Source organism: Novosphingobium sp. CCH12-A3 (genome assembly GCF_001556015.1).
GTDB classification, from domain to species: domain Bacteria; phylum Pseudomonadota; class Alphaproteobacteria; order Sphingomonadales; family Sphingomonadaceae; genus Novosphingobium; species Novosphingobium subterraneum.
This window is the reverse complement of record NZ_LSIA01000254.1, coordinates 74,105-87,339: the sequence shown is the minus strand read 5'-3', so window position 1 is coordinate 87,339 and position 13,235 is coordinate 74,105. Positions and strand designations below refer to the sequence as shown.

The window sequence follows — 13,235 nt, the reverse complement described above, 5'->3', positions numbered from 1 at the left end:
GCTTCCGACCCAAGCAATACCGCTTCGGCAGAACGAATCCACCAGAATTAATTGCCCGATTAAAGCGAGAATGCCGGTCTATCTGGTCCCATCCATAGGCGGGCGAGGCACCGCGCGCCTATCCACACATTGATCAGTCTGGATAGGCTTGGGCGTAGGCTGCTGCTGCACCGAACAGGCCCGGCTGCGGGTGGGTAATCAGCTTCACCGGGATCGCCGCCATCAGCCCTTCGAAGCGACCCTTGGCGCGGAACCGGTCGGCAAATCCCGATCGCACTAGCGTGTCCTTGATGCGCAGGCCAAGTCCGCCCGCCATCACCACGCCAGTCGAACCGTGCGCAAGCGCGAGGTCGCCGGCAACGCTGCCCAACGACAGGCAAAATCTGTCAACCGCCGCCGCCGCCAGGCTATCGCCACCTGAAGTGCCGAGTTCCCAAAGCTCGCGGTCCTTGCGGGGGGTGTATGGGCGCCCTTCCAACAGCGCGAGAGCCTCGTAGATGTCGACTATGCCCGGCCCTGCCACGACACGTTCGACCGATACCCGGCGATGACGCTTGCGCAGGCCTGCGAGGATCGCATCCTCGATCGCATCGAGCGGCGCGTAATCGATATGCCCGCCCTCGGTCGGTTGAACGCGATAGGCGCTTTCGTTCCGCCAGAGTTGCGCGACACCGAGGCCGGTGCCGGGGCCGACGACGCTGATCACGCCAGTGGATGGCAAATCCGTTTCCGGGCCGGAGAGATGCAGGAAATGACTATCGTCCGCCTGCGCCACTGCATGAGCCACGGCGGCAAAATCGTTCACCACCACGTAGCGTTCCGCACCGAGCTTCTCGGGAATCAGAGCCGGTCGGATGATCCACGGATTGTTGGTGAACTTGATGATCTCGCCGCCAACCGGGCCCGCAACTGCGATCGCTGCTGCCGACGGCAACGGCCTGCCGACGATCCGCCCGTAGTCCTCCCAGGCGAGCTGGAAAGACCCGTGTTCGGCGGTCTTCAGCGTGACCGCTTCACCCAAGGAAACGACCCTTCCCCCCGTCACTTCCGCAATCGCGAAGCGGGCGTGGGTCCCGCCAATATCGACGGCAACTACCTGCATCCTGCCCCCCTATTCTCTTTCGTTGCCGTCAGAGCCCGGCTGCAGCCAGCATCGCCGAACCGCCGCGTTCGGCCTCGTCCGAATGCAGGCGCATCAAGGCGAACAGTTCACGCCCAACGCCCATGGCTGCTTCGGGAGCAGGCGCATTCTCGCGTGCGGACCATTCAGCAGCATCGACCAACGCAGCCAGTTCGCCTGTGTCTGCGCAGACGCGCACGATGTCGCCGTCGCGCAGTTTGGCAAGTGGGCCACCGGTCTTCGCTTCCGGCGACACGTGGATCGCAGCAGGAACCTTGCCGGACGCGCCAGACATGCGGCCGTCAGTGACCAGAGCAACCTTGAAGCCGCGGTCCTGCAGCACTCCGAGCGGCGGTGTCAGCTTGTGCAACTCGGGCATGCCGTTCGACGCGGGTCCCTGGAACCGCACCACGACCACAACATCCTTCTCCAATTCGCCGGCCTTGAAGGCTGCCAGAACGTCGTTCTGGTCGCTGAATACCCGGCAAGGCGCTTCGATCGTCCAGCGCGAGGGGTCCACAGCGCTGACCTTGATCGTGCCGCGGCCGAGATTGCCCTTGAGCAGGCGGAAGCCGCCTTCGGGCTGGAATGGTGCAGCTACCGGGCGCAACATCTTCTCATCGCCCGAAACCTCTGGCGCGGCTCTCCATTTGAGCGTGTCGCCATCCATGACCGGCTCCTGCGCGCCCTCTTCGAGCGACTTGCCGTATACGGTCATGATATCCGCATGGGCGAGGCCTGCGCCGATCAATTCGCGGATCACGTAGGGCATGCCACCGGCCGCAGCAAAAGCGTTCACGTCGCCGGCCCCGTTCGGATAGACGCTGGCGATCAGCGGGACGGCGCGGCTCAGCTCGTCCATATCGTCCCAGTCGATCTGGATGCCCGCGGCCCGCGCGATGGCTGGCAGGTGGATCACGTGGTTGGTCGAACCTCCGGTCGCCAGCAGACCGGCGATTGCGTTGACGATCGCCTTTTCATCCACACACAGTCCGAGGGGGCGGTAGTCGTCACCGTCCCATCCGATCTGGGTGATCCGGTGCACCGCAGCGCGGGTAAGTTCCTGGCGCAGCTTGAGGCCGGGCTGGACGAAGCTGGAGCCCGGCATGTGCAGGCCCATCATTTCCATCATCATCTGGTTGGAGTTGGCGGTGCCATAGAAGGTGCAGGTGCCGGGCGAATGGTAGCTTGCGCTCTCGCTTTCGAGCAGTTCGTCGCGCCCTACCTTGCCCTCGGCATAGAGCTGGCGGATGCGAACCTTTTCCTTGTTGGGCAGGCCGCTCGGCATCGGGCCGGCTGGGACGAGGATCGTTGGCAGGTGTCCAAAGCGCAAGGAGCCGATCAGCAGACCCGGCACGATCTTGTCGCAAATGCCCAGCAGCAGTGCGCCTTCAAACATGGCATGGCTAAGCCCGACGACCGCAGCCATCGCAATATTGTCGCGGCTGAACAGCGACAGCTCCATCGAGTCCTGTCCCTGCGTCACGCCATCGCACATCGCCGGAACGCCGCCCGCCACCTGCGCCGTCGCACCGACCTCACGGGCAAAGATCTTGATCTGCTCAGGGTAGCGGCCATAGGGCTGATGCGCCGAGAGCATGTCGTTATAAGCGGTGACGATGCCGATGTTCATCGCCTTGCCGCTCTTGATCAGCGTCTTGTCCTCGCCCGAGGCCGCAAAGCCGTGGGCAAGGTTGCCGCATGAAAGCTGCGGGCGATTGAGGCCCTGTTCGCGCGATCGCTTGATCAGGTCGAGGTAGGCGGCACGCGATGGGCGCGAGCGTTCGATGATGCGTTGGGTGACGCGCTCGACGATAGGGTGCAGGGCGACACTGGAATTGGAGGGCATCATTCGCTCCAGTAGATGGTAACGGGCGGGCCAAAGCCGCGGAGGAAATCTGTGACGGGATAACGCTCATCACCGCCAAGTGCCGCATCGAGCAGCGCCTTCTTCGAGGTGCCAGTCACGACAAGGATGATCTCCCTCGTCGCCTTGAGTGCTTTTTCATTCAAGGTGAGCCGATCGAACGGCGCTTCCTGCGGCAGCGGGATGGGCGTGGTCGCGATGACGGCAGGCCCGGGTCGGACATGCGCTGTCATTTCCGGGAACAGCGAGGCGACGTGCCCGTCCTCACCCATGCCGAGCCAGACGAGGTCGAATGGCGCGACTTGCGCGCCTTCTGCGAGGCGTTCGAATTGCGCACCGGAATCCCCGAGCGCTGCATGGATCTTGCCGAAGTTGCTTGCCGGATGGTCGTCCGCCACCCTGCGATCGTCAGTCAGGGCAATGGTGACGCTGGACCAGTCGAGCGGGCGATCCTTGAGCAGGGCCAGCACCTTGATCGGCGTGGAGCCCCCGGTGAACGCGATCCGCTTATGGCCCGCTGCCGAAACGACTCGCGCGATATGATCCGCCACTGCCGCAGCATCGCCGGGCTGCGCCCACCGCACGCTTGCCGGCACGAGGTCAGTCATTCCAGCTTCTCCCGTCCCGTTCGGTCAGGGCAATGCCGGCGTTCGGCCCCCACGACCCAGCGGCATAGGGCCGAGCTTCCATCTCCGTTTCAGCCCAGACCTTGCGGATAGCGTCGACCCATTTCCACTGCGCTTCCACTTCGTCACGGCGCACGAACAGCGTCTGCTCGCCCTCGATCAGGTCGAGCAGCAAACGCTCGTAGGCAATGCGACGGCGCGCCTTGGCAAACGCCGTGGTCAGCGACAGGTCGAGGTTCACTTCGCGGAGCACGATACCCCCGCGATCCAGCCCCGGCTCCTTCGCCATGACCTGCAGGCGAACGTATTCCTCGGGCTGAAGGCGGATGACCAGGCGATTGGCGCGCAGGCGGCCACCACGCTCGGCGAAGACGTTGTGCGGCACCTGCTTGAATTCGACGACGATCTCGCTGCGCCGCTCGGCAAGGCGCTTGCCGGTACGCAGGTAGAACGGCACCCCGGTCCAGCGCCAGTTGTCGACGTGCGCCTTGATGGCGACGAAGGTCTCGGTGTCCGATGCCTCGCCAAGATCTTCCTGATAGCCCGCCACCGAAGCGCCCTTGACTGCGCCGGTGCGATATTGTCCGCGCACCATCTCCTCGGCTTTTACCGGGCGCAGTGCGCGCAGCACCTTGACCTTCTCGTCGCGGATCGAAGTGGCATCGAGGCTGGCTGGCGGCTCCATCGCCGTCAGCGCCAGAAGCTGCAGCATATGGTTCTGCACCATGTCGCGCAGCGCACCGGTATCGTCGTAGAAACCCTTTCGGCCTTCGAGGCCGACCGTCTCGCTGACCGTGATCTGCACGTGATCGATGCCGCCCGCGTTCCACAACGGCTCGAACATCATGTTGGCAAAGCGCAGCGCCATCAGGTTCTGGACCGTTTCCTTGCCAAGGTAATGGTCGATCCGGAAGATCTGTTCCTCTGCAAAGGCGGCAGCGACAGCATCGTTGATCCGGGTGGACGAGGCGAGATCGTTGCCCAGCGGTTTTTCAAGGCCGATCCGGACATTGGCATGCGCCAGCCCCGCCCGCTTCAGGCCTTCGATGGTCGGTTCGAACAGGAAGGGTGCGGTCGAAAGGAAAATCGACAGGCCGCACGAGGTATCACCAAGTTTTTCAGCGAGCGCGCCGAAGCCATCGACATTCGAGGCATCAAGCGTCTGGTATTCGAGCCGTTCGAGGAAGCTTGCCAGCTTCTCGTCGTCGCGCCGATCCTCCGGCAGGAACTCGGCGAGTGCGGCGCGCGCGAACTCGCGGAACCCGGCGTCGTCATGCTCGGAACGCGCGGTGCCAACTATGCGAAGGTCGGGGCGGATCAGCCCGTCCTCGTGCAGCGCATAAAGCGAAGGCAGCAGCATGCGCCGCGAAAGGTCCCCGGTCGCGCCGAACAGCAGCAGGGCCGAGCAACTGGTTTCGATCATCGACGCTAATCTCCCTTGGCAATGCGGCCCGCCGAAATCGGCGCCGGACCCGTGCCTTGCACCGGCCCTAGCCCCTTAGTCCTTCCGGTTCAGCACGCATATGTATGCAGGATAGCTATGCGCTGGCGCCGGATAGACATCCTTGCACTCGGACAGGCGCTGGGCAACCGTCAGGGGCGAAAGAGCCACTCGAGCACTTCCGGCAAGCGGGCTGCCCAGGCGTCCTCGTCATGGGGCGCACCGGGATAGAACCGGCTCTCGAAATCTGCACCTTCTTGCCATCCTGCGCTCGCGAAGGCCTGATCGACCTCCTTCTGGTAAGGCGCATAGAACTGGTCGAGCGTCGCGTCGCCATGGTCCATCCACACCCGGCGAGCATCGGGCTTGCCCAGCGTCGACGAGAAATAGTCGCGCCACACCTTCGCGGCCTGCGCGTCATAGCCAGCAACCGCGTCGGGGATCGCTGCCGGCCAATGCGAACTCAAGCAGGCCGCTCGCCCGAACACTTCAGGCCTGGCGGCAATGGCATAGCAGCTCATCAGGCCGCCCATGCTCGAGCCGATGATCGCGGTGTTGATCTTTGCTGGACGCGTGCGGAACGAGCGGTCAACCCAAGGCTTCAGCACATCACCGATCCACGCGAGGTATCGAGACGAGGTCACAGGTCCCTTTGCCATCACGTCCATCTTCGCCCGCAGTTCCGGCGGAGCGGCATCGTAGGCCGACTTCGGCAGATACTGGCGGAAGCGATCCTCACCCGGAGCCCAGATCCCGACGATGATCCGCGGTTCGAGGCCTTTACCCATGACAGCAAGCATGGCCTTGTCCGCCGCCCAGATCTTGTCGAAGTTGGAATTGCGCCGGTCAAACAGGTTGTGCCCGTCGTGCATGTAGACCACCGGATATCTGCGGTTCGACCCGTCATATCCAGGCGGCAGCCAGATGCTCAGTCGCTGCGGCGGCAACCCTGCCGCCGCAATATCGCTATATTCGATGATCCGCCCCTGATCCTGCGCCGCCGCCGGATGCGTGGTCATCGCCAGCAGGAGCATCCCCATCCCGGCAAGCAGGCGCAGCATCATGTCACTTCCCCGGATGCAGACGCACGGCAAGGCCACCGCCGGGTGCCAGCCAGGCCGGCAGGACATCGCCCTTCTTCACCTTCAGCGTGGCATAGGCGATACGGTGCCGGGCCTCGGTCTCGTAAGTAGCGCCCTCGCCGTCCTTCCACACTGTGGCGGTATAGGTCTTGCCCGAGTCGAGGAAGTCGAGGCTCAGCGAAACGTCGCGCGCCGTCGCATCGTTCACGCCCCCGACATACCAGTCCTCGCTGTTGCGGTCCTTGCGCGCAAAGATCGCGAAGTCACCCACCTCACCGGCGATCAGGTGGCTCTCGGACCAGTCGGCGGGCACCTGCTTGATGAAGGCCAGTTCCTTGGGATGCGCCTCGAGGCTCTCGATGAAGTCCGCTGCCATCTGGATCGGGGAATAGAGGGCAAGGTAAAGGCCGAGCTGCTTGGCAAGCGTGGAGGCCAACGGCACCTTGTTTGCGCCTTCAAGGCTCAGCACGCCCGGCGTGTAGTCCATCGGCCCGGACAGCATGCGGGTGTAGACCAGCGTCGGCTCGTGGTCCGGTCCGTTGGCAAACTGGCCCCAGGCATTGTATTCCATGCCCCGCGCGCCTTCGCGATCGATCCAGTTGGGATAGGTGCGGCGCAGGCCAGTGTCCTTTACCGGTTCGTGGGCGTTGACGACGATGCGATACTTCGCCGCCATCTCCACGACCTTCAGGTGATGCTGAACCTGCCGCTGGCCGTCATGGTATTCCATCTTGTACGTGTCCGGCGTGTCACCGGGGGCAAGGATGCCACCGGCATCTGCGACATAGCCGGTCTTCACCGCCCGAACGCCCAACCGGTCGTAAAGCTTCATGGCGTCTTCGAGTTGGGCCTCGTAGTTCGCGATATTGCCGCCGGTCTCGTGGTGGCCGATCAACATGACGCCCTTTTTTGCGCCGTATCTGGTGACGGCTTCGATATCGAAGTCGGGCGTCGCCTGGGTGTAGCTGAAGTCCTTGCCGTTGCCGAACCATGTGCCGTTCCAGCCTTTGTCCCAGCCTTCCACCAGCACCCCGCCGAAACCGTGCTTGGCGGCAAAGTCCATGTACTGCTTGGTCCGCGCGGTCGTCGCGCCATGTTTGGGCCCTTCGGCCCACGACCAATCACCGCGGATCATGCCCCACCAGATGCCAATGTACTTCATCGGCTTGAAGTAGGAGACATCGCCGATCTTGTTGGGCTCGTTGAGGTTCAATTCGAGGTCGTTCTCGACCAGGCCCTTGGCACTGTCGGCGATGCGCAGCGTGCGCCATGGAGTGTTGAATGGCACTGCGCGCACAACCTTCGGGCCACTGGACGAAGGGGCCAGTGTCGCCCGGAACGAAGTGCCGGTCTGACGCTTGAGCCACATTCCCGAATAATCGACCAGTGCGGCTTCATGGAACGACAGGTGGGTGCCGTCAGCGAGCTTCATCGTGATCGGCGTGTGCGCGGTGGAGACGGCGTCGACCGGCGTCTTCTGGTAGACCTGCTCGTAACGGTTCCATTCGCCGCCGGGGATCCACCATGCGGTGCCATTCTGCGCAACGTTGAACTCGGTCAGTTCATCGGCGATCTTCATCGCCTTCATCGCCGGCTGCTCGGGCAATTCGTAGCGGAAGCCGAAGCCGTCGTTGAACAGGCGGAACCGCACGTTCATGCGGCGGGCGCCCCAGTCGGGCACTTGCTCGAACTTCACCAGCAGTTCGTTGTGGCTGTCGCTGACATAGCGACGCTCGCCCCACGGCTGTTCCCAGGTTTCCTTACCCGATGCGGTCTCGCTGCCGATGATCTTCTGGCCCCGCTGCATCGTCGGCCCGTCGCTGGTGATGAAGCCCAGCATCGACGACGCCAGCAGCAGCTTGCCCTTGCGGGTCAGGCTGTAAAGCGGGTGCCCGTCATTGTCGGTTGTGACGGAAAGGACCAACGATCCGTCCGGGGATGATGCGGTCACGGTTTCAGCAAGAGCCGGCGAAACGAGGGCGCACGAAAGGGTCAGCGCCAGCGGCGCTGCAACGTTCAGAAAGTTACGCATCAGATCCTCTCTTCGATCAGCAGTGCGCCAAACGGCGGCAACTGCCCAACAGTGGCGCCGTTTACCGACGCGAGTTCCTTGCCATCCCGAACCAGTCCTTGCGGCCAGACCACCGGGACGGAGGACAGGTTGAAAAGTCCTGCAATCGATTGCTCTCCCGAGACGCGACGGATAGCAAGCAGGCATTCGTCTGCATGGAGAACCTGGAATGAGCCAAGGCGTAGCGCATCGTTTTCACGGCGCAGACGCAGCAGCCGCGTGGTCAGATTGAGCAGCGACGACGGATCGGCTTCCTGCCGGTCTACCGCGCGTGCCAGATTCTCTTCGCCCAACGGCAGCCACGGCGCTCCGCATGTGAAGCCCCCCTCGCCTGACTGCACCACCCACGGCATCGGCGTACGCGCGCCATCGCGTGAAAGCGTCAGCGGCCAGTTGGCAATCGCTTCCGGGTCCTGCAACTGCTCGAAGGGGATCTCGACCTGGGTCAACCCCAGTTCCTCGCCCTGGTAGACAATGATGTTGCCGCGCAGCGACGTGAAAAGCATGGCCTTCAGCCGTGCAAACGCCTCGCGATCATCGAGGCCGCACCAGCGCGACAGTGCGCGGGGAGCGTCGTGGTTCTCGAAAGCCCAGCTCGGCCATCCGATACCCGGCGTGTCCGGCCACTTGGCAACGGCCTGCTCGACGAACTTCGGAGTCAGCTTGTCGGCGTAGAGGAAATCGAAGCCATAGGCGCTGTTGAGATGATCCTCGCCCGCGGTGAAGGCTTTCATCTCGGTCTCGGCCAGATCGCCACCCACTTCGGCCACAGTGAACACCGCGCCATACTGATCGCACAGTTCCCGCACGCGCTGGATGAACCTCAGGATATCGGGGTGCGACTGGTTGTAGATCTTGAGCTGATAGTCAAATGGGCGCGTCTTGCGACGCCCGTCATCGGGCGCTGGCGGATTATCGCGCAGCGTCGGGTCATGCATGAGGAAGTTGAGCGCATCGAGACGGAACCCGTCCACGCCGCGATCCAGCCAGAAGCGCATGACGCCAAGCAGCGCATCTTGCACATCAGGATTGTGCGCATTCATCTGCGGCTGGCTGGAAAGGAAGTTGTGCAGGTAATACTGCTTGCGCCGCGCATCCCAGGTCCATGCCGGACCGCCGAACACTGATTGCCAGTTTGAGGGTGGCGAACCATCGGCTCTGGGATCGGCCCAGACGTACCAGTCTGCCTTGTCGTTCAGCTGGTCCTGCCGGCTTTCCTCGAACCATGGATGGAGGTCGGAAGTATGGGCGTAGACCTGATCAATCGTGACCTTCAGCCCCAGTTCGTGGGCGCGTTTCACCATTGCGTCGAAATCGGCGAGCGTGCCGAAAATTGGATCGACGTCACAATAGTCGGCCACGTCATAGCCGAAATCGCGCATCGGCGATTTGAAGAACGGAGAGACCCAGATTGCATCCACGCCGAGGCGCGCCACGTGCTCCAGACGTTGCGTGATGCCCGGCAGGTCGCCGATGCCGTCACCATTGGAATCACAGAAGCTGCGCGGATAAATCTGATAGATCGCAGCGCCACGCCACCACGGCACGTCAGGCTGTGGCTTGGTGCTGGGAAGTACGGCTTCGGAAGTCTTCATCGAACGGTAGTTTCCGGGGAGGGAGCAACACGGCAAACCATGCTGCCGAAGGCGGGTAGCTCGACCGTAACGCTGCCGGGCGCGGAAACCTGCGCCGGGCATCGCCCATAGAGCGTCTCAAGGCTTGCTGCGGACACCCCGATCACGCTTTGCATGGCGATCGGTTTGTCCGAGGTATTGAAGGCAATGAAGTATTCGGTACCGCTAACCGGATCAAAGCGGGAGACCGAAAACAAGCCGGGCGCTTCCGAATACGTTCGCGTAACCTGCCGACCTCGCGCCAGCGCCGGGTGGGCCTTGCGCAGCTGGGCAAGGGTCGCGATCAACCTGTAAAAAGGGTGGGCCGGATCGAAGTTGGCCGTTGCGGTGGTTGCCGAAGTGCCAAGCAGACGATTGTCGTTGTAGCTCGCGACCTTGCTGGCGAACATGTCCTCGCGGGCGTCCTGATCGTTGCCATCGCCCACAAAGCCCTGCTCGTCGCCAGAGTAGATCACTGGCGAACCACGCAGGGTCAGCAACATCACATGGGCAAGCTCGACGCGCCTGGTAAGTTCGGCGTCTGAAATCCCCGGCATGTCCTTGGCGAGCAGCGTGGAGAACCGGCCCATGTCGTGATTGCCAAGGAACGTCGGCATCGCCAGCGCGGCTTCTTCGCCGCCCTCATAGAGCACATCGCCATCGAAAGTATCGGCAAGGACCTCGGTACCCTTGCCCTGCCCCAGCACGGCGCGCACCGCGCCCTGAAAGGCGAAGTCCAGCACTGCCGGATAGCCGTCACGCCGGGTGTAACGGGCTATGGTGCCGGGGTCCGACCCTTCGTGCGCCACTTCGCCGAAAATCGAGAAGTTGGGTATGCCGGCCTGCTTCGCCGTATCCAGCATCGCAGGGATAAACGCCTGCCAAAAACCCGGATCGACATGCTTGGCCGTGTCGATGCGGTAGCCGTCGATGCCGAACTGCCTGATCCAATCGGCATAGATCTCGATCATGCCGGCGCGTACCCGGGGATGCTCGGTGAAAAGGTCGTCAAGGCCGGCGAAGTCACCGAAGCGGCTGTTCTCGCCGCGGAACGTGCTGTCACCGCGGTTGTGGTAATAGATCGGATCGTTAAGCCAATCGGGCACCTTCACGTGCGCTTCGGCTGGCGGAACGAATGGCTCGTAGGCAAAGCCGGGATTGGTCAGCTTGGCGAAGTTGGCTGCACTGGAGTCCGCGTCTCCGGCGAACCCAGGATTGACCGGCTCACCATTCACGCCACCCTTGCGCGAATAGGGCCAGTTCGCCTTGTCGCGGTAGGTGTACTGGCCATCCTTGTACTGGATTACGTCAGCGGTGTGGTTGGCGATGATGTCCATGTAGACCTTCATCCCCCGGGCGTGGGCCGCGTCGACAAGCGCCTTGAAGTCGGCATTGGTGCCGAAGTGCGGATCGACGCGGGTGAAGTCGGTCACCCAATAGCCGTGGTATCCGGCACTCTCGAGCCCCGGCCCGCCCTGCACCGGCTTGTTCTTGAAGACCGGTGCCACCCAGATCGCGGTGGCGCCAAGCCGCTGCAGGTAGTCTAATCGCTGGGTCAGCCCCTTGATGTCGCCGCCGTGGTAGAAGCCCTTGGCGGCGGGATCAAAACCGGTCTTGTAGCGATCTCCCTTCAGGCCGCCGCGATCATTGGCCTTGTCGCCATTCTCGAACCGATCGGGCAGGAGGAAATAGATCGTCTCCCCCGCTGCCGGACGCGCCCGGACTTCGGCGAGCGGCACGTCGGCCAGCGCGGGTTGCGAGGCGAGCAGCGCCAGAAGAGAAAGACCCATGACCTTACGCATGTGCCGGCACCTGTCCGCAAACATGCGACACGTATTCAGCGTGAGACGGCATTCGGGCAACGTCCTTTTCGTAGGCACCGCGCACGGTATCGAGGAAGGCTTTGAGGCTTTCGGGCGCAACCTGGTCGGCAAGCGGATGCCAGCGTGCGGGCACGACACCCTGCCCGATCATGACCTGCACCCAACCGGGCACGTCGAACAGTTCGTCGTGTTCGCGCACGATGCGTCCCGACGCCCGGAACATCGCAAGACGTTCGCCCAACGCCTCGGGCAGCTGTCCGGCTGCCTCCATCTGCCGCAGAGAGTCCCAAAAGGGTTCGCCGTGCCTGCCATTGGCGACGTAATGCAGGATCACGAAATCGCGGATGCGCTCTATTTCGAAAGCTGCGAGGCGGTTGTAAGCATCGCGATCAGCATCCTGCACAGGGCCATAGGGCATGAAATCGACGAGGCGGCTGATTGCGGTCTGGATCAAGTGGATCGAGGTGGATTCCAAAGGCTCGATGAACCCGGAGGAGAGCCCGATCGCCACAACGTTCCGCTCCCAGAACTTCTCGCGCCGCCCGGCCTTGAAGCGGATGGTGCGCGGATCGGCCAGTTGCTCGCCATCGAGGCGGCCGATAAGCCGCGCTGTACCTTCATCTTCGCTCATCAGGTCGGAGCAGAAGACGTGGCCGTTTCCGGTACGATGCTGAAGCGGAATGCGCCAGCACCAGCCGGCGGGCTGCGCAATTGAACGGGTGTAAGGAACAAGCGGCTCAGCCCTGTCGCAGGGCACCGCCACTGCGCGATCGCATTTTAGCCACTGGCTCCAATCGAGATAACCGACGCCCATCTCCTGACCCAGAAGCAGGCTGCGGAAGCCAGAGCAGTCCACAAAAAGATCGCCATCGATCACGTCGCCACGTTCAAGGCGAAGTGCCGCCAGATTGCCGTTCAGCACATCGCGGTCGAAACCGACGATCCGCCCCTCGATCCGGCGAACGCCACGGCCTTCAGCGTAACGCCTGAGGAATGCGGCATAAAGCGAGGCGTCGAAATGGTAGGCGTATGGCATCGGCGGCAAGGCGCTACCTTGCGGACGGTCGATATGCGCGAACTTGTTTGCATCGGAAGCGACGGCGTTGAGCACGTATTCGCCCAGCGGACCGGCAAGGCCATGTGCACGGCCTCGCAGCCAGTAGTGGTGGAACGGCAGAACACCGAGGCTGCGACCCGTAAGCCCGAAGCCGTGGATGTAGCGGTCATCGAAACCACCCCAGCCTTCGAAAGCGATCCCAAGCTTCCAGGTGCCATGCGTTTCGCGCAGGAACTGGGCCTCGTCGATACCCAGTGTCTGGTTGAACAGGCGAACCATCGGGATGGTCGCCTCACCGACGCCGACCGTGCCGATTTCCTCGGACTCAATTAATGTCACCTGCCAGTGCGGCGAAGCCAGCCGGGCAAGAGCAGCGGCGGTCATCCATCCTGCCGTGCCGCCACCTGCAATGACGATCCTGCGCTGATCTGTAGCCGACACGTCCGTTCTCCCGCAGTGAATTCTCTCGAGAGTGCCTTCTGCGGGCACATTCTTGCAACGTCTCTGTCCCGAAAGGGTGGAGGGAGCGGGATGA

At 62.9% G+C, this 13,235-nt stretch carries 9 protein-coding genes; all 9 read right to left on the bottom strand.

Annotated features, from left to right (window positions below; all coding sequences use genetic code 11):
• Positions 1-133: 133 nt before the first annotated feature.
• Positions 134-1,102 carry a glucokinase gene (locus AX703_RS20690; protein WP_062346820.1) on the bottom strand — a complete coding sequence of 323 codons (969 nt, stop codon included), beginning with the start codon at positions 1,100-1,102 and terminating at the stop codon, positions 134-136.
• Positions 1,103-1,130: 28 nt separating this feature from the next.
• Positions 1,131-2,969, bottom strand: a complete 1,839-nt coding sequence (gene edd, locus AX703_RS20685) for a phosphogluconate dehydratase (RefSeq protein WP_062346882.1) — start codon at positions 2,967-2,969, stop codon at positions 1,131-1,133.
• Complete coding sequence (locus AX703_RS20680) at positions 2,969-3,595, bottom strand: 6-phosphogluconolactonase (protein ID WP_062346818.1); 627 nt, start codon at positions 3,593-3,595, stop codon at positions 2,969-2,971. Before AX703_RS20680 ends, edd begins: the two co-directional genes overlap by 1 nt.
• Positions 3,588-5,036, bottom strand: coding sequence for a glucose-6-phosphate dehydrogenase (gene zwf / locus AX703_RS20675; RefSeq protein WP_062346816.1), 1,449 nt, complete (start codon positions 5,034-5,036; stop codon positions 3,588-3,590). Before zwf ends, AX703_RS20680 begins: the two co-directional genes overlap by 8 nt.
• 170 nt (positions 5,037-5,206) lie before the next feature.
• Positions 5,207-6,118 (bottom strand): alpha/beta hydrolase, encoded by a 912-nt coding sequence (locus AX703_RS20670; protein WP_231735642.1) that lies wholly within the window; start codon positions 6,116-6,118, stop codon positions 5,207-5,209.
• Position 6,119: 1 nt separating this feature from the next.
• A complete protein-coding gene (locus AX703_RS20665) occupies positions 6,120-8,168 on the bottom strand; it encodes a glycoside hydrolase family 97 protein (protein WP_062346814.1) in 2,049 nt (682 codons plus the stop codon).
• Entirely contained in the window at positions 8,168-9,802 is a 1,635-nt protein-coding gene (locus tag AX703_RS20660) for an alpha-amylase family glycosyl hydrolase (RefSeq protein WP_062346812.1), read from the bottom strand. The genes AX703_RS20665 and AX703_RS20660 overlap by 1 nt, the downstream gene beginning before the upstream one ends.
• Positions 9,799-11,622 (bottom strand): alpha-amylase family glycosyl hydrolase, encoded by a 1,824-nt coding sequence (locus tag AX703_RS20655; protein WP_082734714.1) that lies wholly within the window; start codon positions 11,620-11,622, stop codon positions 9,799-9,801. Before AX703_RS20655 ends, AX703_RS20660 begins: the two co-directional genes overlap by 4 nt.
• Positions 11,615-13,141, bottom strand: coding sequence for a tryptophan halogenase family protein (locus AX703_RS20650; RefSeq protein WP_082734713.1), 1,527 nt, complete (start codon positions 13,139-13,141; stop codon positions 11,615-11,617). The genes AX703_RS20655 and AX703_RS20650 overlap by 8 nt, the downstream gene beginning before the upstream one ends.
• Positions 13,142-13,235: the final 94 nt, after the last annotated feature.

Coding starts and splice junctions, on each gene's coding strand:
- zwf (WP_062346816.1), bottom strand. CDS start 5,036: ATGATCGAAACCAGTTGCTCGGCCCTGCTGCTGTTCGGCGCGACCGGG.
- AX703_RS20660 (WP_062346812.1), bottom strand. CDS start 9,802: ATGAAGACTTCCGAAGCCGTACTTCCCAGCACCAAGCCACAGCCTGAC.
- AX703_RS20680 (WP_062346818.1), bottom strand. CDS start 3,595: ATGACTGACCTCGTGCCGGCAAGCGTGCGGTGGGCGCAGCCCGGCGAT.
- edd (WP_062346882.1), bottom strand. CDS start 2,969: ATGCCCTCCAATTCCAGTGTCGCCCTGCACCCTATCGTCGAGCGCGTC.
- AX703_RS20690 (WP_062346820.1), bottom strand. CDS start 1,102: ATGCAGGTAGTTGCCGTCGATATTGGCGGGACCCACGCCCGCTTCGCG.
- AX703_RS20670 (WP_231735642.1), bottom strand. CDS start 6,118: ATGATGCTGCGCCTGCTTGCCGGGATGGGGATGCTCCTGCTGGCGATG.
- AX703_RS20655 (WP_082734714.1), bottom strand. CDS start 11,622: ATGCGTAAGGTCATGGGTCTTTCTCTTCTGGCGCTGCTCGCCTCGCAA.
- AX703_RS20665 (WP_062346814.1), bottom strand. CDS start 8,168: ATGCGTAACTTTCTGAACGTTGCAGCGCCGCTGGCGCTGACCCTTTCG.